The sequence below is a fragment of the Nesterenkonia sp. E16_10 genome, from assembly GCF_017347085.1.
GTDB lineage: Bacteria > Actinomycetota > Actinomycetes > Actinomycetales > Micrococcaceae > Nesterenkonia.
On sequence record NZ_JADPSA010000016.1, the window covers coordinates 100,367 to 122,298 of the forward strand.

At 68.5% G+C, this 21,932-nt stretch carries 18 protein-coding genes; 13 read left to right on the forward strand and 5 right to left on the reverse strand.

Annotation, left to right across the window (positions count from 1 at the left end):
* Positions 1-70: 70 nt before the first annotated feature.
* Positions 71-688, reverse strand: a complete 618-nt coding sequence (locus I2487_RS05125) for a methyltransferase (protein ID WP_207170888.1) — start codon at positions 686-688, stop codon at positions 71-73.
* Positions 689-1,011: 323 nt separating this feature from the next.
* On the opposite strand from I2487_RS05125, the gene hflX reads away from it, so the two are divergent.
* From hflX to I2487_RS05140, 3 genes are all read left to right on the forward strand, one after another.
* Positions 1,012-2,637: a GTPase HflX gene (gene hflX / locus I2487_RS05130; RefSeq protein ID WP_207170889.1), complete on the forward strand. Its 1,626-nt coding sequence runs from the start codon at positions 1,012-1,014 to the stop codon at positions 2,635-2,637.
* A gap of 2 nt (positions 2,638-2,639) precedes the next feature.
* Positions 2,640-4,667: an ATP-dependent DNA helicase gene (locus I2487_RS05135; RefSeq protein WP_345941336.1), complete on the forward strand. Its 2,028-nt coding sequence runs from the start codon at positions 2,640-2,642 to the stop codon at positions 4,665-4,667.
* Between the two features lie 111 nt (positions 4,668-4,778).
* Positions 4,779-6,209, forward strand: coding sequence for a CapA family protein (locus I2487_RS05140; protein ID WP_207170890.1), 1,431 nt, complete (start codon positions 4,779-4,781; stop codon positions 6,207-6,209).
* A 33-nt stretch (positions 6,210-6,242) separates the two neighbouring features.
* Here I2487_RS05140 and lexA read toward each other — a convergent pair whose 3' ends face one another.
* Positions 6,243-6,956 (reverse strand): transcriptional repressor LexA, encoded by a 714-nt coding sequence (gene lexA, locus I2487_RS05145; RefSeq protein ID WP_218624219.1) that lies wholly within the window; start codon positions 6,954-6,956, stop codon positions 6,243-6,245.
* 322 nt (positions 6,957-7,278) lie between these two features.
* Here lexA and I2487_RS05150 point away from each other — a divergent pair, with 322 nt between their 5' ends.
* The 6 genes from I2487_RS05150 to I2487_RS05175 all read left to right on the forward strand — a co-directional run bounded on the left by I2487_RS05150 (position 7,279) and on the right by I2487_RS05175 (position 11,896).
* Positions 7,279-7,644 (forward strand): LysM peptidoglycan-binding domain-containing protein, encoded by a 366-nt coding sequence (locus I2487_RS05150; RefSeq protein WP_207170892.1) that lies wholly within the window; start codon positions 7,279-7,281, stop codon positions 7,642-7,644.
* Positions 7,645-7,697: 53 nt separating this feature from the next.
* The gene (locus I2487_RS05155) at positions 7,698-8,837 is read left to right on the forward strand and encodes a histidinol-phosphate transaminase (RefSeq protein ID WP_207170893.1); all 1,140 of its coding nucleotides are present in this window, start codon (positions 7,698-7,700) and stop codon (positions 8,835-8,837) included.
* A gap of 38 nt (positions 8,838-8,875) precedes the next feature.
* Positions 8,876-9,493: an imidazoleglycerol-phosphate dehydratase HisB gene (gene hisB, locus I2487_RS05160; protein ID WP_207170894.1), complete on the forward strand. Its 618-nt coding sequence runs from the start codon at positions 8,876-8,878 to the stop codon at positions 9,491-9,493.
* Complete coding sequence (gene hisH / locus I2487_RS05165) at positions 9,490-10,131, forward strand: imidazole glycerol phosphate synthase subunit HisH (protein ID WP_207170895.1); 642 nt, start codon at positions 9,490-9,492, stop codon at positions 10,129-10,131. The genes hisB and hisH overlap by 4 nt, the downstream gene beginning before the upstream one ends.
* 107 nt (positions 10,132-10,238) lie before the next feature.
* Positions 10,239-11,000 carry a bifunctional 1-(5-phosphoribosyl)-5-((5-phosphoribosylamino)methylideneamino)imidazole-4-carboxamide isomerase/phosphoribosylanthranilate isomerase PriA gene (gene priA, locus I2487_RS05170; RefSeq protein WP_207170896.1) on the forward strand — a complete coding sequence of 254 codons (762 nt, stop codon included), beginning with the start codon at positions 10,239-10,241 and terminating at the stop codon, positions 10,998-11,000.
* Positions 10,997-11,896 (forward strand): SseB family protein, encoded by a 900-nt coding sequence (locus I2487_RS05175; RefSeq protein WP_207170897.1) that lies wholly within the window; start codon positions 10,997-10,999, stop codon positions 11,894-11,896. The genes priA and I2487_RS05175 overlap by 4 nt, the downstream gene beginning before the upstream one ends.
* A gap of 54 nt (positions 11,897-11,950) precedes the next feature.
* On the opposite strand, the gene I2487_RS05180 is transcribed toward I2487_RS05175, so the two are convergent.
* Positions 11,951-12,535 (reverse strand): MarR family winged helix-turn-helix transcriptional regulator, encoded by a 585-nt coding sequence (locus tag I2487_RS05180; RefSeq protein ID WP_345941337.1) that lies wholly within the window; start codon positions 12,533-12,535, stop codon positions 11,951-11,953.
* A 55-nt stretch (positions 12,536-12,590) separates the two neighbouring features.
* Complete coding sequence (locus I2487_RS05185; RefSeq protein ID WP_207170898.1) at positions 12,591-13,259, reverse strand: PepSY domain-containing protein; 669 nt, start codon at positions 13,257-13,259, stop codon at positions 12,591-12,593.
* 162 nt (positions 13,260-13,421) lie between these two features.
* Here I2487_RS05185 and I2487_RS15700 point away from each other — a divergent pair, with 162 nt between their 5' ends.
* Positions 13,422-14,585, forward strand: coding sequence for a histidine kinase (locus I2487_RS15700; protein ID WP_207170899.1), 1,164 nt, complete (start codon positions 13,422-13,424; stop codon positions 14,583-14,585).
* A 56-nt stretch (positions 14,586-14,641) separates the two neighbouring features.
* Here I2487_RS15700 and I2487_RS05195 read toward each other — a convergent pair whose 3' ends face one another.
* On the reverse strand, positions 14,642-18,616 hold the full coding sequence (locus tag I2487_RS05195) for an FtsK/SpoIIIE domain-containing protein (protein WP_207170900.1): 3,975 nt from the start codon (positions 18,614-18,616) through the stop codon (positions 14,642-14,644).
* Positions 18,617-18,870: 254 nt separating this feature from the next.
* Between I2487_RS05195 and I2487_RS05200 the strand changes: the two genes are divergently transcribed.
* Genes I2487_RS05200 through I2487_RS15705 form a run of 3 tightly spaced genes read left to right on the forward strand, consistent with a single transcriptional unit; the run spans position 18,871 to position 21,895 of the window.
* Positions 18,871-20,097 carry an ATPase, T2SS/T4P/T4SS family gene (locus I2487_RS05200; RefSeq protein WP_207170901.1) on the forward strand — a complete coding sequence of 409 codons (1,227 nt, stop codon included), beginning with the start codon at positions 18,871-18,873 and terminating at the stop codon, positions 20,095-20,097.
* Positions 20,094-20,954: a type II secretion system F family protein gene (locus I2487_RS05205; RefSeq protein WP_207170902.1), complete on the forward strand. Its 861-nt coding sequence runs from the start codon at positions 20,094-20,096 to the stop codon at positions 20,952-20,954. The genes I2487_RS05200 and I2487_RS05205 overlap by 4 nt, the downstream gene beginning before the upstream one ends.
* On the forward strand, positions 20,951-21,895 hold the full coding sequence (locus I2487_RS15705) for a type II secretion system F family protein (RefSeq protein ID WP_207170903.1): 945 nt from the start codon (positions 20,951-20,953) through the stop codon (positions 21,893-21,895). Before I2487_RS05205 ends, I2487_RS15705 begins: the two co-directional genes overlap by 4 nt.
* Positions 21,896-21,932: the final 37 nt, after the last annotated feature.

Consider the following 21,932-nt stretch of genomic DNA (forward strand, 5'->3'; position numbering starts at 1 on the left):
GCGCGCCTTCCGCTCACCAGGTCGGTGAGCTGGCGTCCCCGGAAGGGCGATGAGCTGACAAGCCCTGCACTCAGCTGCGGGTGATCCGCAGCAGCCGAAAGCCCTTCGCGGTCTCGGCGCGCCCGCTCCGGAACTCTCCGGCGACGCCGGCGAGCATCGTGGAGATCCAGGACAGCAGCGAGTCTGCCCCGAGGTTCTTCTGGACCACCAGCCAGGCCTCGCCCCCGGAGCTCAGCCGCGGCAGCCAGTGCTCCAAGATCCCGTGAAGCACCTCCTTGCCCACACGGATCGGAGGATTGGACCAGATGGTGTCGAACTCGATGTCCTGGGGCACCTCCTCGGGCGCCAGCACCCGCAGGTTGCTCAGGCCCAGCGCCGCCGCGTTCTCCGCACACAGGATGCGAGAACGTTCATTGACGTCCACCGCCCAGACCGTGGCTTCCGGAGAGCGCATCGCGAGAGTCAGCGCCAACGGACCCCAGCCACATCCGATGTCGAGCAGGTGGCCCTGGGCGGCCGGATCCGGAGCATGCTTGAGCAGCACGGCCGTGCCCTTGTCCACGCCATCGGGGGAGAAGATCCCCCCGGCGGTGGACACGGAGACCTCGCTGCCGCCCAGGGTGACGCTCATGGATCGGCGGGTGAAGGGCCCCTCGGGGGAGGCGGAGAAATAATGCTGGGAGTTCACAGGGTGAATCGTAGTAGACTCATGCGCATGTGGATTCACCTGACGTACTCCCGCCCGCGCGGTTGAGTCACCCCTTCGCCATCTGGTCGGCTCGCTGAGCCGGCAGTGCCGTTCGACGCCGACGCCGCGCGTCCGCCGGACTGCGCCGTCTCGGATCCCTCCTGCGGATCCGGGAACTGGCCGAACGGACACCATCCACACCCCCGGACAAGTCCCGCCCGATCTCCAGAGCCGCCCCGCACACTTAACCGTGTCCAGGGTCGAACGTAGGATGGAGATCCACGACGGGCAGGGCCAGCCCGAAAACTGGTCCTAAGGAGATCATGACCAAGCAGAAGCACACGCCCGCACCTTCCGGGGAGACCCCGGAGGACGCCACGACGCCGGCCGCCGAGCAGTCCTCCGTCGATGCGACCATCGAACGGATCCTCGCCGCTGATCGCGCACGCGAAGACGCGCCGAAACGGACCACCCGCTTCGAGGCTGACTCGAGCTTCAAACGCCGCGGCATCCTGGGCGAACAGGCCCGCGAGATCGCCGGTGAGACCGCGCACTCCGAGTCCGACGGCGAGCAGTTCGAGCTCATGGAACGCCGCTCGCTGCGCCGCGTCGATGGGCTCTCCACCGAGCTCGAGGATGTCTCCGAAGTCGAGTACCGGCAGCTGCGCCTGGAGCGCGTGGTGCTCGCCGGGCTCTGGGGCGAGGGAACCGTCGCCGAGGCAGAGTATTCGCTGCGCGAGCTCTCCGCCCTCGCGGAGACCGCGGGCTCCACGGTGCTCGACGGCTTCCTGCAGCGCCGTGCCAAGCCCGATCCGGGCACCTTCTTCGGCTCCGGCAAGGCCGAGGAGATCCGCGTGGCCGTGGCCGACCTCGGTGCCGACACCGTCGTGGTGGACTCCGAGCTCGCCCCCTCCCAGCGCCGTGGCCTCGAGGACATCGTCAAGGTCAAGGTCATCGACCGCACCGGGCTGATCCTGGACATCTTCGCCCAGCACGCGAAGTCTCGGGAAGGCAAGGCCCAGGTGGAGCTGGCCCAGATGGAGTACATGCTTCCCCGGCTGCGCGGCTGGGGCGAATCGCTCTCCCGGCAGGCCGGCGGCCAGGTCGGCGGCGCGAGCGCCGGCATCGGATCCCGCGGTCCCGGTGAGACCAAGATCGAGCTCGATCGGCGCCGGATCAACGCGCGCATGGCGAAGCTGCGCAAGGACATCGCGGCGATGAAGCCGGCCCGCGATGCCAAGCGGGCCAACCGCAAGCGCAATGCCGTGCCCTCCGTCGCGATCGCCGGGTACACCAACGCGGGCAAGTCCTCGCTGTTGAACCGGCTCACCGACGCCGGGGTCCTGGTGGAGAACGCCCTGTTCGCCACCCTCGACCCCACCACCCGTAAGGCCGTCACTCCCGATGGGATCGGCTACACGCTTTCGGACACCGTCGGCTTCGTCCGGCAGCTGCCCACGCAGCTGATCGAAGCCTTCCGCTCGACCCTGGAGGAGGTCGCTGATGCCGACCTCATCCTGCACGTGGTCGACGCGTCGCACCCCGAGCCCGAGAGCCAGATCAGCGCGGTGCGCACCGTGCTCGCCGAAGTGGACGCCCACGAGGTCGATGAGGTCATCGTGCTCAACAAGGCCGACGTCGCCGACTGGGACGTGGTGGAACGCATTCGTCGTCGTGAACCGCACACCATCGTGGTCTCGGCCCACTCCGGGCAGGGGATCGAGGAGCTGCGCGAACTGATCAGCAGCTCCATCCCGCGGCCCAGCGTCCCACTGGAGCTGATGGTGCCCTACGCCCAGGGCGACATCGTCTCCCGGCTCCACGCCGAGGACGCCGAGATCCTCTCCACCGAGTATCAGGAGGAGGGCACCCTGCTGAAGGTGCTGGTCCGCCGAGAACTGGTGGGAGATCTCGCCGAATTCCAGGTCAAGGCAGAGCCGACGCCTTGAGCGTGAGCACCAGCCGGTCCACGGGATACCGGGAGACCACGGACCTGCTCGAGCGCGCGGTCACCGCCATGGGTGGGGTCAAGCGCGAAGGTCAGGTGACCATGGCCGAGCATGTGGCCATGGCGCTACGCAAGCGCCGCCACCTGCTGGTCCAGGCCGGCACCGGCACAGGCAAGTCTCTTGCCTACCTGGTGCCGGCGGTGGTCCACGCCTTGGACGCGGAGAAACCGGTGCTGATCTCCACCGCCACCCTCGCGCTGCAGGCCCAGATCATGGGCCGAGACCTGCCGCGGCTGCTGGAGAACATCGCGGAACATGTGGAACGTCCGGTGGACGTCGCCCTGGTGAAGGGCCGGGCGAACTACGCCTGCAAACACAAGATGGACGGCGGCTTCCCCGAGGACGACGACGAGCAGGCGCTCTTCGCGTTCGCCGATGAACCCACCGGCGGGGTCACCGCCTTCGAGCCCGGCTCCCAGCTGGGCAAGGAGATCGTGACGCTGCGCGAGTGGGCCGAGGTCACCGAGACCGGAGATCGCGACGACCTGCCCCAGGGGGTGACCGACCGGGCCTGGCGCCAGATCTCGGTCAACGCCGTGGACTGCATCGGGCCGCGCAAATGCCCGATGGCCGCCGAGTGCTTCTCCGAGCGCGCCCGCGAGAAGGCCAAGGACGCCGACCTGGTCATCACCAACCACGCCATGCTCGCCATCGACGCCTTCGAAGGCCTCGACGTGCTGCCAGACCACGACGCCGTCATCGTCGATGAGGCCCACGAACTGGCCGACCGGGTGACCTCCGCCGTCACCGCCCAGCTCTCGGCGCAGATGATCAAGGCCGCAGCCTCCTCCGCAAAACGTCACACCGCGATCAACGTCGAGGCGCTGCAGAGCTCCGCGGTCGCCGTGGAGGCGGCCTTCCACCGAGTCGACTCAGGTCTGCTCGCGCGGGGTCTCAACCCCCAGCAGCGCGAGGCGATCGAGCTGGCCCGCAACGCCGCGCGCACCGCGCTCTCCGACTCCAAGCCCACCGGCGACGCCGAGGCCGATCCTGGTCGCAGCACCGCCAGGTCCCGGATGCAGGCCGTGCTCGACACCGCCAACCGGATCCTCGACTCCCCGGAGACCCCCGATGTGGTCTGGCTGAACCGCCCCGGCGCGTTCGTGCCGGGACGGGGCTACCAGGAGGCCGATCTCGAGGAATCCCCGCTCATCTACGTCGCGCCCACCTCCGTGGCCGGGCGGCTGCGCGAAGGCCTCTTCGGGGATCGCACCGTGGTGCTGACCTCCGCCACGCTGACCATCGGCGACAGCTTCGATCCCGTGGCCGGTTCACTGGGGCTGGCGGGGGAGAAGGCCCCGGCCTGGGACGCCGTAGACGTGGGAAGCCCCTTCGACTACCCCAAGCAGGGGGTGCTCTACGTCGCCAAGCACCTGCCGCCGCCGTCGATGAAGACCGCGCAGGCCCAGCGCGATGAGCTGGCCGGCCTGATCGAAGCCTCGAAGGGCGCGACCCTGGCGCTGTTCTCCTCCCGTCGGGCGGCCGAGGAGGCGGCCGAGGACCTGCGTCAGCGTCTGGACCTCCCGATCCTCTGCCAGGGTGATTCCACCATGTCCTCGCTGGTGCGCGCCTTTGCCGAGGATGAGGAGACCTGCCTGTTCGGCACCATGAGCCTGTGGCAGGGTGTGGATGTGCCCGGACGCTCCTGCCGACTGGTGGCCATCGATCGGATCCCGTTCCCCCGCCCGGACGACCCGCTGGTCAGCGCGCGCAGCCAAGAGGTCACCCGGCATGGCGGCAACGGGTTCATGCAGGTCGCGGCCACCCACGCCGCCACCCGGCTGGCCCAGGGCGCTGGACGACTGATCCGCACCTCCCAGGACAAGGGGGTGCTGGCGATCCTTGACTCACGCCTGGCCAACGCGCGCTACGGCGGCTTCCTGAAACAGTCGATGCCAGATTTCTGGCCCACCGTGAACGGGGACCTGGCCCGCGGGGCGCTCGCCCGGCTCGCCGAGCTGGAGAGCTAGCCGGACCGCGGCGATACGGCAGGTGTTGCCGATGGTGCAGCGCCGCCGAGGTGGGACCGCAGAACTCGGATCGATCCAGCACGATGGTTGGCCACGAGAGGCCGGTAGACGATGACAGATTCCACAGGTCCAGCGGGCCCGGCAGGTCCGGCAGGCCCAGCGGGACTAGGACGCCCGGGAGGCATAGGACGCCCAGCAGTTTCGAGGCGTCCCAGCGCCGCAGTCGCCTTCGGGCTGTTCGCGGCAGCGTTCATCCTGACCGGCTGCGGCGTGGGCGTTGATGACGACGACGCCGGCTCAGCCCCCTCTGAGGTTTCGAACTCCCAGCCGCCGGGCACCGACCATGAGGAAGCCGACCCGGGGGAGGCTGGCGGAACTCCCACGGAGACTGCTGAGCCGTCCACGGAGGAGTTCACCATCGCCGGCGCCGGGGACGTGCTCCTGCACGGCCCGGTGCTCGATCAGGCGGCCGTCCTCGCCGATGACGCGGACTACTCCTTCGCGCCGCTCATGCGAGGAGTCGAAGACCTCATCGGCGGCGCGGACCTCGCGTTGTGCGGACTGGAGACCCAGATCGCTCCCGAGGGCGTGGAGCCCGCCGGATACCCGGTGTTCGCCGCACCGCCGGAGATCGCCGCCGACCTCGGCGAGGTCGGCTTCCACGGCTGCTCCACGGCGAACAACCATTCCTTCGACCAGGGTCGCGCCGGGCAGAAGCGCACGCTTGACGTCCTCGATGACGCGGCACTGGGTCATGCGGGCACAGCACGGACCGAGGCCGAGGCGGAGCAGCCTCAGCTCTACACCCTGGAACGCGGCGGACGCGAAGTGACCGTGGCGCACCTGGCCACCACCATGCTGCACAACCAGGCCGCCCCGCCGCCGGAGGACGAGAGGTGGCGGGTCGCGGATGTCTCTGCCCAGGAGCTCACCGACCAGGCGGCCATGGCGCGGGAGGACGGCGCCGACGTCGTGGTCGCCTCCGTGCACTGGGGCGAGGAGTATGCCCATGAGCCGGCCCAGGAACAGCGAGCCTATGGAGAGGCGCTGGCCGCCGGTGGCGAGGTCGATGTGGTGTTCGGCAGCCATTCACACACGCCGCAGCCGTTGGAGCGTCTCGAGGGCGGCCCGACGGATGAGGGCATGTGGGTGGTGTGGTCGATGGGGAACTTCCTGTCCAACCAGGACGAGGCCTGCTGCGTCCCGGAGACCGCCAGCGGGACCGTGGTCTACGCCACGGTGGAGGTCGACGAGGATGCCGCGCGGGTCAGCGGCCTGGACTGGCTGCCCGTCACGGTGGATCGAGGTCCCACCGATGAAGAGCCGCACCGGGGAATCTGGCCGCTGCGCGACCTCACGCAGGGGAAGACTCCCTCGGGCGTTAAACTGAGCCCGGGAAGGATCGAGGACCGGTGGTCACGGATGCTCGACGTCATGACCGAGCAGCAGCTTCGTGAGGATCCACCCGCGCCCACGGGGGACGAACCAACGGTGGTGCAACGAAGTCACGAGAGCGCAGCGCCGAGCCAGGACCACGGGTGAGCGCAGAGCCGAGGCGCCGAGAGCGCGACTGGCTCAGAGGCTGCGCAGCACCGTGACGACCTTGCCCATGATGGTGGACTCGTCACCGAGGATCGGCTCGTACTGTCGGTTCTGTGGCAGCAGCCAGACGTGGCCGTCGCGGCGCTTGAGGGTCTTCACCGTGGCCTCGTCCTCGAGCAGTGCGGCAACGATGTCCCCGTTCTCCGCGGTGCTCTGCCGACGCACCACCACCCAGTCGCCCTCGAAGATCCCGGCCTCGATCATCGAGTCGCCGCGGACCTGAAGCATGAACAGCTCGCCCTCGCCGGTGAGCTGGCGCGGCAGCGGCATGATGTCTTCGACCTGCTGATCGGCGAGGATCGGTCCGCCGGCCGCGATCTGGCCCACCACAGGGATCTCAGAGATCCGGCTGTCGGACTGGGTGCGGTAGCCCTGCAGATCGACCACCGAGTCGCGGGCTGCGGCCTCCTGGGCCTGTTCGCTGAGCACCGGAGTCCCGGCTGAGTCCCGCAGCACCTCCATGGCGCGGGGCCGTCCGGGCACCCGTCGGAGATAGCCCAGCTCCTGGAGTCGCGCCAGCTGGTGGGTCACCGAGGAGAGCGAGGCCAGCCCGCAGGAGTCACCGATCTCACGCATGGAGGGCGGGTAGCTGCGCTCAGCCAAGGATTCCTGGATGACGTCGACGATCTGACGCTGCCGATCGGTGAGTCGCGGCGCTGCCGATGAGTCCCTGGTGTTCTGCGCCATTGCTGCCTCCATATGTTGTGCCGAGCGTTCTGCGTCCCACGCCGATGTCCTGCTGCCCCGGTGGAACTGGAGCCGCGCCGGGCCCGGTCTGGTCTTGCTGGACCGGTCTGGAGCTGCGCCGCCCAGGACCCATGTCGGCATCCATGTCAGAGCCTGCTGATGGACTGTTCCCTGTGAGATTCGCTTCGAAGATCACTTCGAACTTGGCGCTCAGGTTACTCGAAATCGTAGAGAGATTCCATTGATTCTGCGGCGAGTCTGGTCAAGTTTCGAATCTATGTGCTAGAAATAGTACACACGTTCGAATGAGAGGTTCTTTCCCATGAGTACAGCGCAGCTTGCACTTGCACCTGTCGACTCTGCACCCGCCTCGGCGGTGCACCTCACTCGCCGCGGTCGTTTCCTCCTGCTAGGTCTGCCCGCGCTGGCCGTCCTGGCGGTCGCACTCTTGGGGGCGCTCCTGCTCGCCACCTCCCTGCTCAACCAGGCACAGGCGTCCTCCGGCGGGGTCCCCGGCGTGGACGCCCAGGTCGTCACCGTCGGCGCGGGGGACACCCTCTGGAGCGTGGCCGCCTCTGTGGAATCCGAGGAGCACACTCAGGTCCTGATCGGCCAGATCGCTGAGCTCAACGGCCTCGACGACTCGGCACTCACCCCGGGCCAGGAGCTGTTCGTCCCGCAGGACTGAGCCGGCCCACGGGGCGCTCGGGTCGGTGCACGTCACCGGGCTAGAATGACCCGGTGACTTCATCCCGCTCCAGGAACCTGTCCAGACTGCCGCTGCGCGAGGAGCTCCAGGGTCAAGAGCCCTACGGAGCCCCGCAGCTGAGCGTGAAGGCGATGCTCAACGTCAACGAGACCACCTATGACGTCCCCGCAGATGTGGTCGACGCCATCGGCAAAGAGGTCCGACTGGCAGCCGCCCAGCTCAACCGCTACCCAGACCGTGAATTCTCGGTGCTGCGGGAGAAGCTCGCCGAATACCTGAACCGAGATCTCGTCTCGGAGAGCGAGCCGGCCGCCCTCACGGCCGAGAACATCTGGGCCGCCAATGGCTCCAACGAGATCATGCAGCACATCCTGCAGGCCTTCGCCGGGCCGGGCCGCTCCGTGCTCTCCTTCCCGCCGACCTACTCGATGTATCCGCTCTACGCCCGCGGCACCTACAGCGAGTACATCGCCGGCACCCGCGCCGCGGACTTCACCCAGAGCCCCGCAGATGTCGCCGCGCAGATCCGTGAGCACCGCCCGAACGTCGTGATCCTGTGTTCGCCGAACAACCCCACCGGCACCGCGCTGTCCCTGGAGACCGTGGAGGCCGCCTACGCCGCGGCCGAGGAGTCGGACACCATGGTGGTGGTGGATGAGGCCTACGGAGAGTTCCGACAGTCCGGCACCGGATCGGCGCTGGCCCTGCTGCCGGGACGAGAGCGGCTGATCGTCTCCCGGACCATGAGCAAGGCCTTCGCGCTGGCCGGGGGCAGGCTCGGCTACCTCGCCGCGGCCCCAGAGGTCACCGACGCCATGCGACTGGTCCGACTGCCCTATCACCTCTCCGCGGTGACCCAGGCGACAGCCATCGCCGCCCTGGACCACTCGGCGACCCTGATGGCCAACGTGGAACGCATCAAGGACCAGCGCGATCGGATCGTCACCGCTCTGGAAGCGATGGGGCTGCGCCCGGCGCCCTCGGACGCGAACTTCGTCTTCTTCGGCGGACTCGACGATGAGAAGGCCGCGTGGCAGCACCTCCTCCAGGACGGGATCCTGATCCGCGATGTCGGGATCCCCGGGCATCTGCGGGTGACCGCCGGGACCGAGCCGGAGACCTCCGACTTCCTGGCCTCACTGCAGCGCTTCATCACCAGCACCACCGCGTAGACTTAGATGTTGGCGTACCCCACCACCAAGCAGGAGTTATGGGAGCAGAATTGATCTCTGGGCGCATCGCCCGGATGGAACGTGTCACCAGCGAGTCCAGCGTCAAGGTCCGGATGGACCTCGATGGCACCGGGACCTCGAACATCAGCACCGGCGTGCCGTTCTATGACCACATGCTCACCGCGCTGTCCCGGCATTCGCTCATCGACCTCGACGTGGAGTCGTCCGGCGACATCCACATCGATGTGCACCACACCGTGGAGGACACCGCGATCGTGCTCGGTGAGGTGCTGCGCGTCGCGCTCGGGGACAAGCGGGGCATCCGCCGGTTCGGCAATGCCACCATCCCGCTGGACGAGGCGATCGCGCAGGCCGTGGTCGATGTCTCCGGCAGGCCCTACCTGGTGCACTCCGGGGAACCCGAAGGTCAGCAGTATCACCTCATCGGAGGGCACTTCACCGGTTCCATGACCCGCCATGTCTTCGAGGCGATCACGTACCACTCCGGGATCTGCCTGCACATGACCCTGCTCGGCGGACGCGACCCGCACCACATCGTGGAGGCCCAGTTCAAGGCCTTCGCCCGGGCCCTGCGCGAAGCCGTGGAGTCTGACCCCCGCACCGACGAGATCCCCTCCACCAAGGGTGCCCTGTGAGCGGCAGGCCCGACGTCGTCGTCCTGGACTACGGTTCAGGCAACATCCACTCCGCGGTCCGGGCGCTGGAGCGCGCCGGCGCGGAGGTCACCCTGACCAAGGACACCGACGCGGTGCTCAACGCCTCCGGACTCGTGGTGCCCGGTGTGGGCGCCTTCGCCGCGGTGATGTCCGCGCTGCGCGAGATCGATGGACCCCGCTGGATCGGACGCCGGATCGCCGGCTCCCGCCCGGTGCTCGGCATCTGTGTGGGCCACCAGGTGATGTTCGACCGCGGAGTCGAGCACGGAATCCCCGCAGAGGGCCTGGGGGAGTGGCCCGGTGAGGTCACCGCACTGCCCGCTGACGCCGTGGTCCCGCACATGGGGTGGAACACCGTGCGTCCTCCCGAGGACAGCGTGCTCTTCGAGGGGCTTGCCGACGAGCGGTTCTACTTCGTGCACTCCTATGCCGTGCAGTCCTGGGACTTCGATCAGTCCGTGCAGTCCATGCACCCGCCGAAGGTCACCTGGAGCCACCACGGCACCGACTTCGTCGCCGCCGTGGAGAACGGGCCGCTCTCGGCCACCCAGTTCCACCCGGAGAAGTCCGGCGACGCCGGGATGCAGCTGCTGCGCAACTGGATCCTGAGTCTCTGACCGGAGTCCCCGAAGCCCCGGCGGTGACCTGCGGGTCCGCCGCCGGCGCATCTGATCCACCCAGACATACCTCCCGATAAGCCCCACCACCAGCCGAAAGTTGATCCATGACTGAGTCCTCCGCGACCACCGCCCCCGTTCCCGCCCTGGAGCTGCTGCCCGCCGTCGATGTGGCCGACGGTCAGGCCGTGCGACTGGTCCAGGGTGAGGCCGGCTCCGAGACCGGCTACGGCGACCCGCTGGAGGCGGCACTGAACTGGCAGCAGCAGGGCGCGGAATGGATCCACCTGGTGGACCTCGACGCCGCCTTCGGTCGCGGTGACAACCGGGACATCATGGCCCGGGTGGTCAGGGAGCTGGGCGTGAAGATCGAGCTCTCCGGCGGCATCCGCGACGACGAGTCCCTGGACCGCGCCCTGGAGCTCGGCGCCACCCGGGTCAACCTCGGCACAGCCGCGCTGGAGGACCCGGAGTGGACCGCCCGCGCCATCGAGCGCCACGGCGACGCGATCGCCGTGGGCCTGGACGTGCGCGGCGAGACCCTCGCCGCCCGCGGCTGGACCCGCGAGGGCGGCAACATCTGGGAGGTGCTGCAGCGCCTCGAGGACGCCGGCTGCCCCCGCTATGTGGTCACCGACGTCACCAAGGACGGCACCCTGCGCGGCCCCAACACCGAACTGCTCGCCCAGGTCTGCGCCAAGACGCGCAAGCCCGTGGTCGCCTCCGGAGGCATCTCCTCGCTCGAGGACGTCGCCGCGCTGGCCAAGATGGTCTCCCTCGGCGTCGAGGGCGCCATCATGGGCAAGGCGCTCTACGCAGGGAAGTTCGAGTTCCCTGAGGCGCTGAAGGTGGCCGCAGCCTCCGCATGAGCCAGAACGCCGCCAGCAAGGATCTTCCCGGACATATCGCTGCCCTGCTGCAGCGTGCACCTCGAGACGCGCAGGGTCGCCCCGCGGACTCTGCCGGGATTCCCTGGGCGGATCGCGATCTCTCGGCGGAGGGCAACCCGCTGCACACCTTCGACGGCGACGACGGCCTGGCCACCCCCGCGGTCCGCTCCGCCCGGGAGCGGCTGCTCGCCGGGGAGCTCGACGAGGCAGGATTTGTCAACGCCCTCATCGGCCAGCGGCTCTTCGTCCCGGTCCTCGCCGAGCTGGCCGAGGAGGCCGAACCGGTCCCGGCCAGCGGGACCGGCGAGGAGAACGCCCCGGTGGGGGACAAGCAGGCCGATATCACCCTGATCAGCCTCACCAACCGCGACGGCCGGACCACCATGCCGGTGTTCAGCTCGGTGCAGGCGCTCACGGCGTGGCACGAGAAGGCGCGGCCCGTGGCGGCCGAGACCGAGCGGATCATGCTGGCAACCCTTGCCGAGGGTGCCGAGCTGGCGGTGCTGGATCCGGGTGCGGAGCTGACCTTCGTGCTGCGCCGCCCCGCGGTGGAGGCTCTGGCGCAGGGGACCCGTTGGTCGCCCTCGTATCAGGACCCCGAGCTGGCCGAGGCCCTGACCGGAGTCCTGGATCTGTGCCCCGGAGTCACCCAGCTGCAGCTGCAGCCCGGTGAGGGAGTGGGGACCCGCACCGCGACCGGGGATCCTGTCGCCGGGGGCGGCAGCGGACCGGAGCTGAGCATCGGCGTCGTTCTGCGGCCCGAGGCCGATGAGGTGGATGCCCGGCTGGCCCTGGCCAGTGTGCAGACCGCCCTGGAGGATGTCCAGATGCTGCGCAAACGTGCCGACTCGGTCCAGCTCAAGCTGGTCCGCTGAACCGAGGCCGTTGGACTCCGGGCTTCGGGGCAGAGCCCGTCTCGCAGCCTGAGCTCAGGCCCGGTCTGCCGCCGCCACGGTGTCCTTGATCTGCTCGCAGATCTGTCGCAGCGTATCCGCCTCGGCGTCGTCCAGTGCAGGGTGGAAGAGCTGCTTGATATGGGTCGCATGCAGCCGGGAGGCCTGTTCGAAGACGCGGTGGCCCTCTTCTGTGAGCTGGGCGGTCATGCCGCGCCGGTCCTCGGCGTCGGCGAAGCGATCGATCAAGCCGCGCTTCTGCAGCGACTTGACCTGGTAGGAGAGCCGAGAGGGAGAGAAGACCATGCCTTCGGCGAGTTCCCCCATACGAAGCTGATGGTCCTCGGCCTCGGCCAGAAGCAGCATCAGGTTATAGTCGCTGAGCCGCAGCCCGGTGCTGGTGTGCAGCCGCTTCTCCATGCGGTCGCTGATGATCGCGGAGGTCTCGAAGAAGGACCGCCAGGCGCGGGCCTTGGGAGAGAACCCGGTGAGGTCCTGCCGGCTCCGCGGGTCCTCGAGCTCCGCGGTGCTCTCGGCGGCCTCGGCGGTCGCCTCCTCGGGTGCGCTCTGCCCGGACGCGTCCGCGGCGTCACCGGTGGTGTCACTGTGGCCTGCCGTCACGGCGCCACCCCTTCTCTGCCCTCGTCAACTGGTACTGCAATCAGCCCATTCTATGTCAGTCGTCACCGTTCGCGACCTCGCCGGTAGCCACATCCACGTAGACCTCGGTGCCGTTGTCGAGCTCGATCTCCCAGGTCACCGCGCCGTTCTCATCATCGAGCTCGGCCTGTTCCGGGGTCCCGCCGCCTTCTTCGGCGGCGGTGCGCAGTGCATCGGCGAACTCGATCTCCACCGCGTCGGCATTGCGCTGATCATCGGAGTCGAGGTCGTCCTCCTGGGTGTTGCTGATCTCGAAGCTCTCCCGGTCGACGTCCAACTCCCACTCGGAGCCGCCGTCGAGGATCGTGAACTCGTAGTAGCTGGACTCGGTGTCGAAATCTAAGACGACGGCCTCGGGGTACTCCTGCTTCACGGCATCCACGGCCTGATACAGCGGGTCATCGCCCTCGGCGTCACCGGCCTGCGGGCCATCGGTCTCGGTGGCCTCCGCCTCCGGGGATCCAGTGGGGTCCTCGGTCGGTTCGGCGTCTGCGGTGGCGTCCTCGGTGGCCTCGTCGGTGGTTTCCTCCGTGGCTTCGGCCTCCACCGTCTCGGTGACCGTGGCGGTCGGCTGCGCGTCGTCGTCATCGGAGTTCAGCTCATCGCTGGCGCAAGAGGTCAGGGCCAGGGCCGAGACGGCGGCCACGGAGAGCAGTGCGGAAGAGTTGTTCCATCGGGAGATCATCGCGGTGTCCTTCGTGTGGGGGCCTGGAAAGTCTTGAGCTCCCAGTGATAGCCGCCCTACCTGCGTAGACGCTGAAAGCGGCGCCTGCCTCGAAGCCGACTCCGGTGCTTCTCTCCACGCCGGAGCCCAGCCGTCGCCGGGCCCGGTGGCTAAACTGGAGGCGTGCCCTTCACCTTCTGGCGCGGCATTCCCTTGGACCTCGTGATCGCTGCACTGGTCACCGCGGTCATGATCTTCGCCGCCATGGAGTCGACCGATCAGCCCGCGCGACAGGTTGATGCCACGGTGATCGAGATCCTGCTGTTCGTCGGAGCCTGGACCGCCATCGCCCGGCGGGCCCCGCGGACCGCGGTGATCGGTGCCAGCGTGAGCTTCTACGCCGCCCTGAGCGTCGGAGTCCCCAGCTTCACCCCGGTCCTCGCCATCGGTGTGCCGGTGCTGATCGCCGCCCGGAAGGGTCACCTCTGGTGGGCGCTCTCGATGGTTGCGCTGGCGGGTCTGATCAGCGTCCCGCACAGATTGAGCGGGCCCGGGGCGGAGCCGCTGGGCCAGGTGGCGCTTAGCAGCCTGTTCGACATCTCGCTGCTCCTGGTGATGCTGCTGCTGGGCGAGGCGATGCGCAGCCGCAGCGCGGCCCGCGAGGAGTCCGCGCTGCGACTCAGACTGGCCGAACAGCAGCAACAGCGTCAGCTCGTCGAGGAGCGGCTGGACGCAGCCCGGGACCTCCACGATGTCCTCACCCACACGGTGGCGGTGGTGGGCCTCCAGGCCAGCGTGGCCGCCCAGACCATCGAGAGTGATCCGGAGATCGCTAAGCAGGCGGTGGCGCGGCTCCGGGCCGCGCATCAGGAGGCCACCGTGGATCTGCGCAGCACCCTCGCGGTGCTGCGGGAACACGACTCCGCAGCACCCACTGAGCCCGCGTTCGAAGGGCGTCAGATCGAAGAGCTCATCGACGCCGTCCGGGCCTCCGGACTGGACGTCTCGTTCAACGTCCAAGGCGACCTCGCCACCCTGCAGCCCTCGACGGAACTGGTGTTGCATCGCATCATGCAGGAATCCCTGACCAATGTGCTGCGCCACTCCACCGCGGAGCGCGTGGAGGTCGATCTGGACCTGCAGGCCGATGCGGTCGAGGTGGTCATCCGTGACCGCGGCGGCCTGCGTGGGGCCTCCGCGGTCCGGCCCGAGACCCGCAGCGCGGGCCTGCAGGCGTTGGCTGAGCGGATCGCGTCGGCAGGAGGTCGGCTGGACTACGGACCAGCCGACGACGGCGAGCCCGGCTACCGCGTGGAGGCCCGGCTTCCCACCGGTGTTCCGCGGTGAGTCTGCGACCCCGGTTCGCCCACGCGCCAGGCAGACTCGCCGGGTCGGGCCGGACGTCATGGCAGCTCAGGGTGTCGCCACCACTGAATGATCCGAGGCTTCTCGGGACCGATCCAGACTGCCCGACCCGGCGTGAGTCGGCCCAGGATCGGGATGGAGATCCCGAATGCGTCCCCTTGTGAGCGGCTCAGCGGGCTGAGCACAAAGTTCGCGGAGCCGGTGCGGGCCCGGTAGCCCCACGGTAGCTGGCGGAAGACGTTCATGCTCGGTTGCGCCGTGGCCAGAACCCTCCCTCCGGATTCCAGCCACGCCTCGATGCTTCGATGCTGCTCGGGAGTGCACCGATCGGCGTCGTCGACCAGCAGCAGCTCGGCGCCCTCGGCGGCGATGTCGCCTCGATCACCGGGTGGAGAGAGCTCGGCGATCGTCAGGCACCGGCGCTGGGCCGACACGACATGCAGCGCGTTGGTCTTCCCGGTCTGGGAGGTGCCAAGCAGCAGACCGACCTGCCAGGAGTGGTCCTCCAACCGGGCGGGCAAGTGGGTGAACTGGCTCAGTCCCAGCAGCAGCGCCCCCGATTCCCGTTCCAGCGCCGGGAGCTCCACCGAGTCCGGCAGGGGCTGCACCCGGAGCATGGGCCTGCTCACCGGTGGGATCAGCTCGGTCGCCGAGCTCTCCGATGACTGTTCCAAGGTGCCGGTCACCAGCTGGAGGGTCAGCCCCGGGGCCGGCACATCAGCGGTGATCAGCACCCCGCGCCCGGCCAATCGATCGGTGACCCGCAGCTTCGGCCAGAGATGCCGGACGTCCTCAGAGACGCCGTAGGGCAGGTAGATCCTGCGCGGGAGTCGCGAACCCAGCCTGCCCAGGGCGAGCTCGCGACCGCCCGCGATCAAGACGCTGAGGCCGTAGCCGATTCCCTCGCTGATGAGCGCGCCCAGATCGTATTCAAGATCCCCGCCACCCGCTGCGTAGGCCGATCCATGCCACCGTGAGTGCCCCGTCAGGACGAGGACCAGCGGGAAGCGCTCTCGCGAGGGGTCGACACGCCGTCCGACCACGAGCCGGTGCAGTTCGCTCACGAGATGGGCCGCCTCCTGCAGGTGTTCCGTAGTGACCCAGGAACCTACCCGGGGATGGGACCGGAACCCTTGAAGCGAATGATCGCCGTCCAGGAGATAGATGTGGACCGGCCCGGGGCGCGCCAGGAGCTGGCGGACCAGCGAGTCCACGCATACGGTGCCGCCAGAGCCTGCCTCGCCGAGCAGGGCGACGCCCTCACCGGCACTCAGATCGAGGTGGAGGAGGCGTTGTGCCTGCTGGGCCGGGTCGTCGAGCAGACCTAACAGAATCTCCTCGGCGGGGAGCGGCGCTCGCAGCAGCTCAGGCAGGGGTGGGAGCAGCGGAGTGTGCGGTCGCCGGACCTGCCTCCGACGGATATGCGCGTCCAGCGCCTTCACCAGCTGCGGGGTGGTCTCCCGCCAAGCTGCCCCTGCGGGCCGGGGCGCCCGTTCAGGTCGCGCGGTGAGCTTCTCGGAGCGCTCGCGCAGCTGCACGGCGTGAAAGGGCGCCGGTGGCTCTCCGGGGCGTTGGATGACGCCGCGCCCTGGCAGCCCCCGCGGAATGTGTGCCGGCTCGGCGGTTCCCACCAGTTCCCGCGCCTCGTCATCGCTGCGCAGCCGCAGACAGATGATGCTCCCGATGTTGGCACGGATGTCTGCCGTGACCACCCCCTGTGGGCGTTGGGTGGTGAGGATCAGATGCAGGCCCAGGGATCGACCAAGGGTAGCCAGGCGCAGGAGCTCGTCCATCGCCGCTGGAAGCTCCTGCGTGAAGATGCGGAACTCGTCGAAGACCACGAGAAGGCGAGCCAAGGGTCGGTCGGGCCGAGAACGGCGAAAATCTGCGTAGTCGGTGGCGCCGGACTCCAGGAACATCCGTTCCCGCCGGGTGAGTTCCGATCGGACGCCCTCCAGCGCGCGATCGGCCTGAGCCTGGGTGAGGTCGGTGACCAGACTCAAGGTGTGCTCCAGTCGCGCCAGGTGCTGGAAGCTCGAGCCGCCCTTGAAGTCGAAGAGCAGGAAGTTCAGCTCGCTGGGGTCGTACCTCGACGCCCAGCCGAGCAACATCGACTTCAGCAGTTCGGACTTGCCGGCCCCCGTCGTTCCGGCGAGCAGGATATGCGGGCCGTCTTCCACCAGATCCAACAGCTCCTCGCCCGCGGCCCCGCGGCCCAACAGCGTCTCCAGCCGCAGATGCGCGCTGCCAGCCATCAACGGGTCCGGCACCGCGGCGGTGCACTGCATGGGGACTGCGGTCTCCGCAGCTTCCCCCGAGATCCGGGGGAGCCCCAGTCTGAGGTGGTGATGGAGTGTTCGTCGGGACAACCCATCAGGCACCAGCCCGGTCGCGACCCTCCGTGCAGCGCCTGCCTCGATCCGGTGGATCTGCCCCGACACAAGGTCCACCTGCCACCCGTCGGAAGCCCTGGGGAGGGGCGCCTGCTGTTCCGAGGCTCGATTCGTCGAGTCCTGGGCCCGCGCAGGCTGGGCCGGGACGATCACATGCCACCCGGCGTCGAGGGCGGCTCGGATATGTACCGGGTCAAGCTGGGCTGGACTGAGCAGCACCGGTGCAGTCCCCGCGGCGGGCCTGAGCCCTCGCGTGGTCAGCGTGGTGTGAAGGTTGTTCCGCGGCACTACGCTCACGTGGGTGTAGTCGCGCAGCTCCGTGACAGAGAGAAGGTCCGCCGACTGGGCTCCGGCGATCTGGTCGGGACCTGCTGCGAGCACCACTTGGGGCGCCGTGCCGAAATGATGGGTGAGCTGGGCCAGAATCCAGCGAAGGACGCTGAGCTGCTCCCGAGAGGGGCCCAAGAGAACGGTGCATTCCGACCCGCGAAGCGCCAGGGCCGTCGCGGTGGAGACCGAGAGCTCGGGCAGATCGACCAGCGCCTCGGCATCACCGGGGCCCTGCAGTTCAGCATCGATCTTCGCTTCGCCCACGGTCACCACGACGCCACCGTCCTCTGTGCAGGTGAGCGAGCTCCGTGGGTGGGACCGCGCTCGCAGTGCCCTAATGGAGGCGCCAGGAGGGGCCAGAAGATCTCGGCGCTGGCGGCCCCATGCGGCGGCGCCCGCGCGGACGGTACGACGGAACCGTCTGCGGTGCCGGTGCGCCACCAGGAGTGTGACCACGGCGATGAGCGCGGACGCCGCGCTGAACAGCAGGAAGATCCACATACCGGTGACCAGTACCAGCACGATTCCCACGACAAGCGGCGCCAGAGACATCAGCAGCATCGTGCGGTGGCGTCCGGCGGGGGCCTCTTGGCAGACATGCACGGGAGGCAGGGGCCAGGTCCGCGGGAGCGCCGCAGGCGGCACGTCCTGGACGAGCTCCACGCGCGACCCGCCGACGCTGACCGGCGCGTCGGTGCGGAGTACCTGCGGGGCGGTCCCCGGGCGGGTGAGCATCACCTGTTCTGCGCTGACCGTGATCGAAGCATGGCAGGGTTCCAGGCGCGGGTCGTTGATCCGGATGTCTGCCGTGCCGCGGTGCTGCGTCCCTCGGCCCAGCACGTGGACTCCTCGCGGGATCCTCACCATCCACCCGGAGTCCGGCCCGGTGCTGAGACAGAGCCGCAGCGGAGGTGGTGCGGGGCTGGCTCGCCGCGTCGGCCGGGACCGAGCGTGCAGCACCACGACCATGCCCTGATGTATGGAGACAGAGTCTGCGGCATGGTCCGCCAAGGGCCGTTGGTCCAGGACCGCGACCCATGAGCGGTCGACGTCCACATCGGAGCCCGGGGCCCCAGGGAAACCAGCAGTCCTGACGCTGCGGACCCAGGCATGCAGCGCGTCATCGATCTGCGTCCCGCAGGGAGCGGTGGCGCCTTCGAGGAGGATCCGCAGTTCATGGACGTGCGCGCCACCCGCGGCAAGGCGCAACAGGTTCCACAGTGACTCAGAGACCGAGCCCGGAGCGTGCACGACCGTGCAGGCCAGAGTCATCGGCGGTGCCAGGCTCATGTCGTCTCCTCCTGGTCCTCAGGGTGCGCAGAGCTCTGAGCAGCCTCTGCAAGGTGCGCGCGAGACGCCCCGTCGTGGGGTGTGCTGCATCGAGGCTATGTCAGCATGAACCACCGCCCGGTCAGCGCCTGCCCGCTGTGGAGGACCTGTGATCACCGCCTATTTTCCACAGGATGTGAACAATCGCTGGTCACCTGCTGAGGAGCTGGCTATCGTGAGCTCACCACACTGGAATCAGGGATGAGGCCGAGCCTGTGGATGCTTTGACGATCGTTGAAGACGAGGTGCGGGAACAGATCCGGCACCGCGGGCTCGATCCTGCGGAAAATCCTACGGGCGTTCGGGAGCTGGTCGAGGCCGCCGTCGTCGAGTACGACCGTCGGTCGATGGTGACCGCGCTGCCCCTCATCGGCCCGGTTCAGCAGGCGGTCAAACACCTTGTGGATGCACTCGCCGGCTTCGGGGAGCTCCAGCCGCTTCTCGAGGACCCCTCGGTGGAGGAGATCTGGATCAACAGCCCAAGTGCGGTGTTCGTGGCTAGGGCGGGCCGGTCCGAACTGACCTCGTTGACCTTGAGTGAGTCGCGCGTCCGCGACCTCGTGGAACGGATGCTCAAGAGTTCAGGTCGCCGCCTGGATCTGTCCTCACCGTTTGTCGACGCGACCCTGCCGGACGGGTCGCGCCTGCACGTCGTGATCCCCGACATCACCCGGCGCCATTGGGCGGTCAATATCCGCAAGTTCATCGCGCGAGCCCATACGCTCGAGGACCTGGTCCACAGGGGGTCTCTGAGTGTGGAGGCTGGCGAGTTTCTGGGCGGGTGCGTAGACAGTGGATTGAATATCCTCGTATCGGGCGCGACCCAGTCCGGCAAGACGACCCTGCTGAACTGTCTCTCCTCGGGAATCGGCCCGAGAGAGCGGGTCATCACGGTCGAGGAGATCTTCGAGCTTCAGCTGCCGCTGCGTGATGTGGTGGGGCTGCAGTGTCGACAGTCCAACCTTGAAGGCGAGGGCGCGATCCCTCTGCGCCGGCTGGTCAAGGAGGCGCTGCGCATGCGCCCCGACAGGCTCATCGTCGGGGAGGTCCGCGAGGCCGAGAGCCTGGACATGTTGATCGCTCTGAATGCAGGCTTGCCGGGAATGGCCACCGTTCACGCCAACAGCGCCCAGGACGCGGTCACCAAGATCTGCACCCTCCCGCTCCTGGCAGGTGAGAACATCTCCCGCAGCTTCATCCTGCCCACCGTCGCGTCCTGTCTGGACCTGGTGGTTCACTGCGTCCGGGAGCGTGACGGCAGTCGGCATGTGGGACAGATTCTGGCTGTGGGCAGCCGAGTCGAAGCTGACACGATCGAGACGACGCTGCTCTTCGACGCGCCGGACGGCAAGCTGGAGGTGACCGAGTCAGCGGTCTTCGATCTCCCCAAGCTCTCGCGGGAGCACCGGGCCAGATTCGCCCGGGCAGGGATGCCGGGATGAGTCTGCTGCTGGGATTGGGACTGGGGTTCGGGCTGCTGCTGATCTACGCGTCCTTCTGGTCCCGTCCACCCGGAGCCCCTGGGGCCGTACGCACACGCCGTCGGAGGCTGCGGAAGCTCCTTGATGAGGCTGGGCATCCCAAGATTCCGGTCACCGGGGTACTCACCGCGGTCCTGGTCTGCGCGGTCGCAGCCTTCTTGGCGATCCTGGTGTTCACCGCGGCGGTTCCGGTGGCGCTGTGTTTCGCGCTCTTCGCCGGGACGGTGCCGGTGCTGACGCTGCGCTGGCAGGCGGGCAAGCGCCGCGCCCTGCTGCGCGGCATCTGGCCTGATGCGGTGGATCACCTGCGGTCGGCCGTCCGATCGGGGATGTCCCTGCCGGAGGGGCTGATCCAACTGAGCACCTCGGGGCCGGAGCCGCTGCGTGAACCGTTTCTGGAGTTCGCGAAGGACTATCGAGCCGGGCAGACCCTCGGGGTCGCGCTGGAGAGATTGAAGCTGCGCCTCGCCGATCCCGTGGGGGACCGGATCGTAGCGGCCCTGCTGATCACCCGCGAAGTAGGTGGCTCGGATCTGGGCCGGCTGCTCAGCACCCTGGCCGAATTCCTGCGCGAGAATGCCCGGACGCGCGGCGAATTGGAGGCTCGCCAGTCCTGGACGGTGAACGCCGCGAAGCTCGCGGTGGCCGCGCCCTGGATCGTGGTGCTGCTGCTCTCCCTCCAGCCGGAGGCGGCCGAGGCATACCGCGGGGCAGCCGGCATGCTCGTGCTAGGTGCCGGGCTCATCGTGTCCCTGGTCTGCTACCGCCTGATGCTCCGCATAGGTGCCCTGCCCCCGGAAGCGCGGGTGCTCGCGTGAATGAGGCGATCCTCGGCTGGGTGCTGATCTGTGGGCTCGGCCTGGGCCTGGGGCTGGTGACCATGTTGCGCGCACTGCCGGTGAACAACCAGCCGAGCTTCTCGGCTCGGGTGGCACCGTATCTCCGCTCCACGGACTCCCGGTTCGCGCTCGCAGACTCGGTCTCGGAACCCACTCGCGCTCTGGGCGTCATAGCCAAGATCATGGCCCCGGTGCTTCGGCAGGTGCTGGGTCAGCTCGATCGCTTCAGTCTCGACACCCAACAGCTCAGTCATCGGCTGGAGCAGGCCAATTCGAGAGTCAGTCCCAATGACTATCGCCTCCAGCAGCTTGGTCTCGGGGTCCTCGGCGCCCTGCTGGGAACACTGGCGAGCCTGCTGGGTGTCTGGGCAGGCAGCCTCAACGGCTTCTCGGCCTCGGTCATCGTCCTGGGGCTGGCTGGGCTGGGCGTCGCGCTGCGCGACAACCTGCTCACCAGTCAGATCCGGCGCAGACAGGCGCGCATGCTCACAGAGTTTCCCACCATCGCGGAGATGATCGCGTTGGCGGTCAGCGCCGGGGAAGGCGCTCCCGGAGCATTCTCCCGCGTGGGACGGCTGGCGCGCGGTGAACTTGCCTTTGAGCTGACCCGGGTGCTGCATCAGACCCAGGCCGGGACCAGCTTCTCCACGGCACTGAAGCAGATGTCCACCCGGGTGGGCTCGGCGCCGATCTCCCGGTTTCTCGAAGGCGTCATCGTGGCGATGGAGCGCGGGACGCCTCTGGCCGAGGTCATGCACGCTCAGGCTCTGGATGTCCGGGAGCTCGCCCGGCGCGAGCTCATCGAGACCGCGGGGAAGAAGGAGATCGGGATGCTGGTGCCGCTGGTCTTCGGCGTGCTGCCGCTGACGGTGCTCTTCGCGATCTACCCGGGCCTCTCGCTGCTGGAGATCGGGATCTGACCCACCGCCGCCCAGAAGAGTCCACCACTGCACCACC

What these genes read in the sequence shown, in the direction of transcription:
- hflX (WP_207170889.1), top strand. Translation starts at nt 1,012, where the DNA reads ATGACCAAGCAGAAGCACACGCCCGCACCTTCCGGGGAGACCCCGGAG.
- I2487_RS05140 (WP_207170890.1), top strand. Translation starts at nt 4,779, where the DNA reads ATGACAGATTCCACAGGTCCAGCGGGCCCGGCAGGTCCGGCAGGCCCA.
- lexA (WP_218624219.1), bottom strand. Translation starts at nt 6,956, where the DNA reads ATGGCGCAGAACACCAGGGACTCATCGGCAGCGCCGCGACTCACCGAT.
- I2487_RS05150 (WP_207170892.1), top strand. Translation starts at nt 7,279, where the DNA reads ATGAGTACAGCGCAGCTTGCACTTGCACCTGTCGACTCTGCACCCGCC.
- hisB (WP_207170894.1), top strand. Translation starts at nt 8,876, where the DNA reads ATGGGAGCAGAATTGATCTCTGGGCGCATCGCCCGGATGGAACGTGTC.
- priA (WP_207170896.1), top strand. Translation starts at nt 10,239, where the DNA reads ATGACTGAGTCCTCCGCGACCACCGCCCCCGTTCCCGCCCTGGAGCTG.
- I2487_RS05175 (WP_207170897.1), top strand. Translation starts at nt 10,997, where the DNA reads ATGAGCCAGAACGCCGCCAGCAAGGATCTTCCCGGACATATCGCTGCC.
- I2487_RS05185 (WP_207170898.1), bottom strand. Translation starts at nt 13,259, where the DNA reads ATGATCTCCCGATGGAACAACTCTTCCGCACTGCTCTCCGTGGCCGCC.
- I2487_RS05195 (WP_207170900.1), bottom strand. Translation starts at nt 18,616, where the DNA reads ATGAGCCTGGCACCGCCGATGACTCTGGCCTGCACGGTCGTGCACGCT.
- I2487_RS05205 (WP_207170902.1), top strand. Translation starts at nt 20,094, where the DNA reads ATGAGTCTGCTGCTGGGATTGGGACTGGGGTTCGGGCTGCTGCTGATC.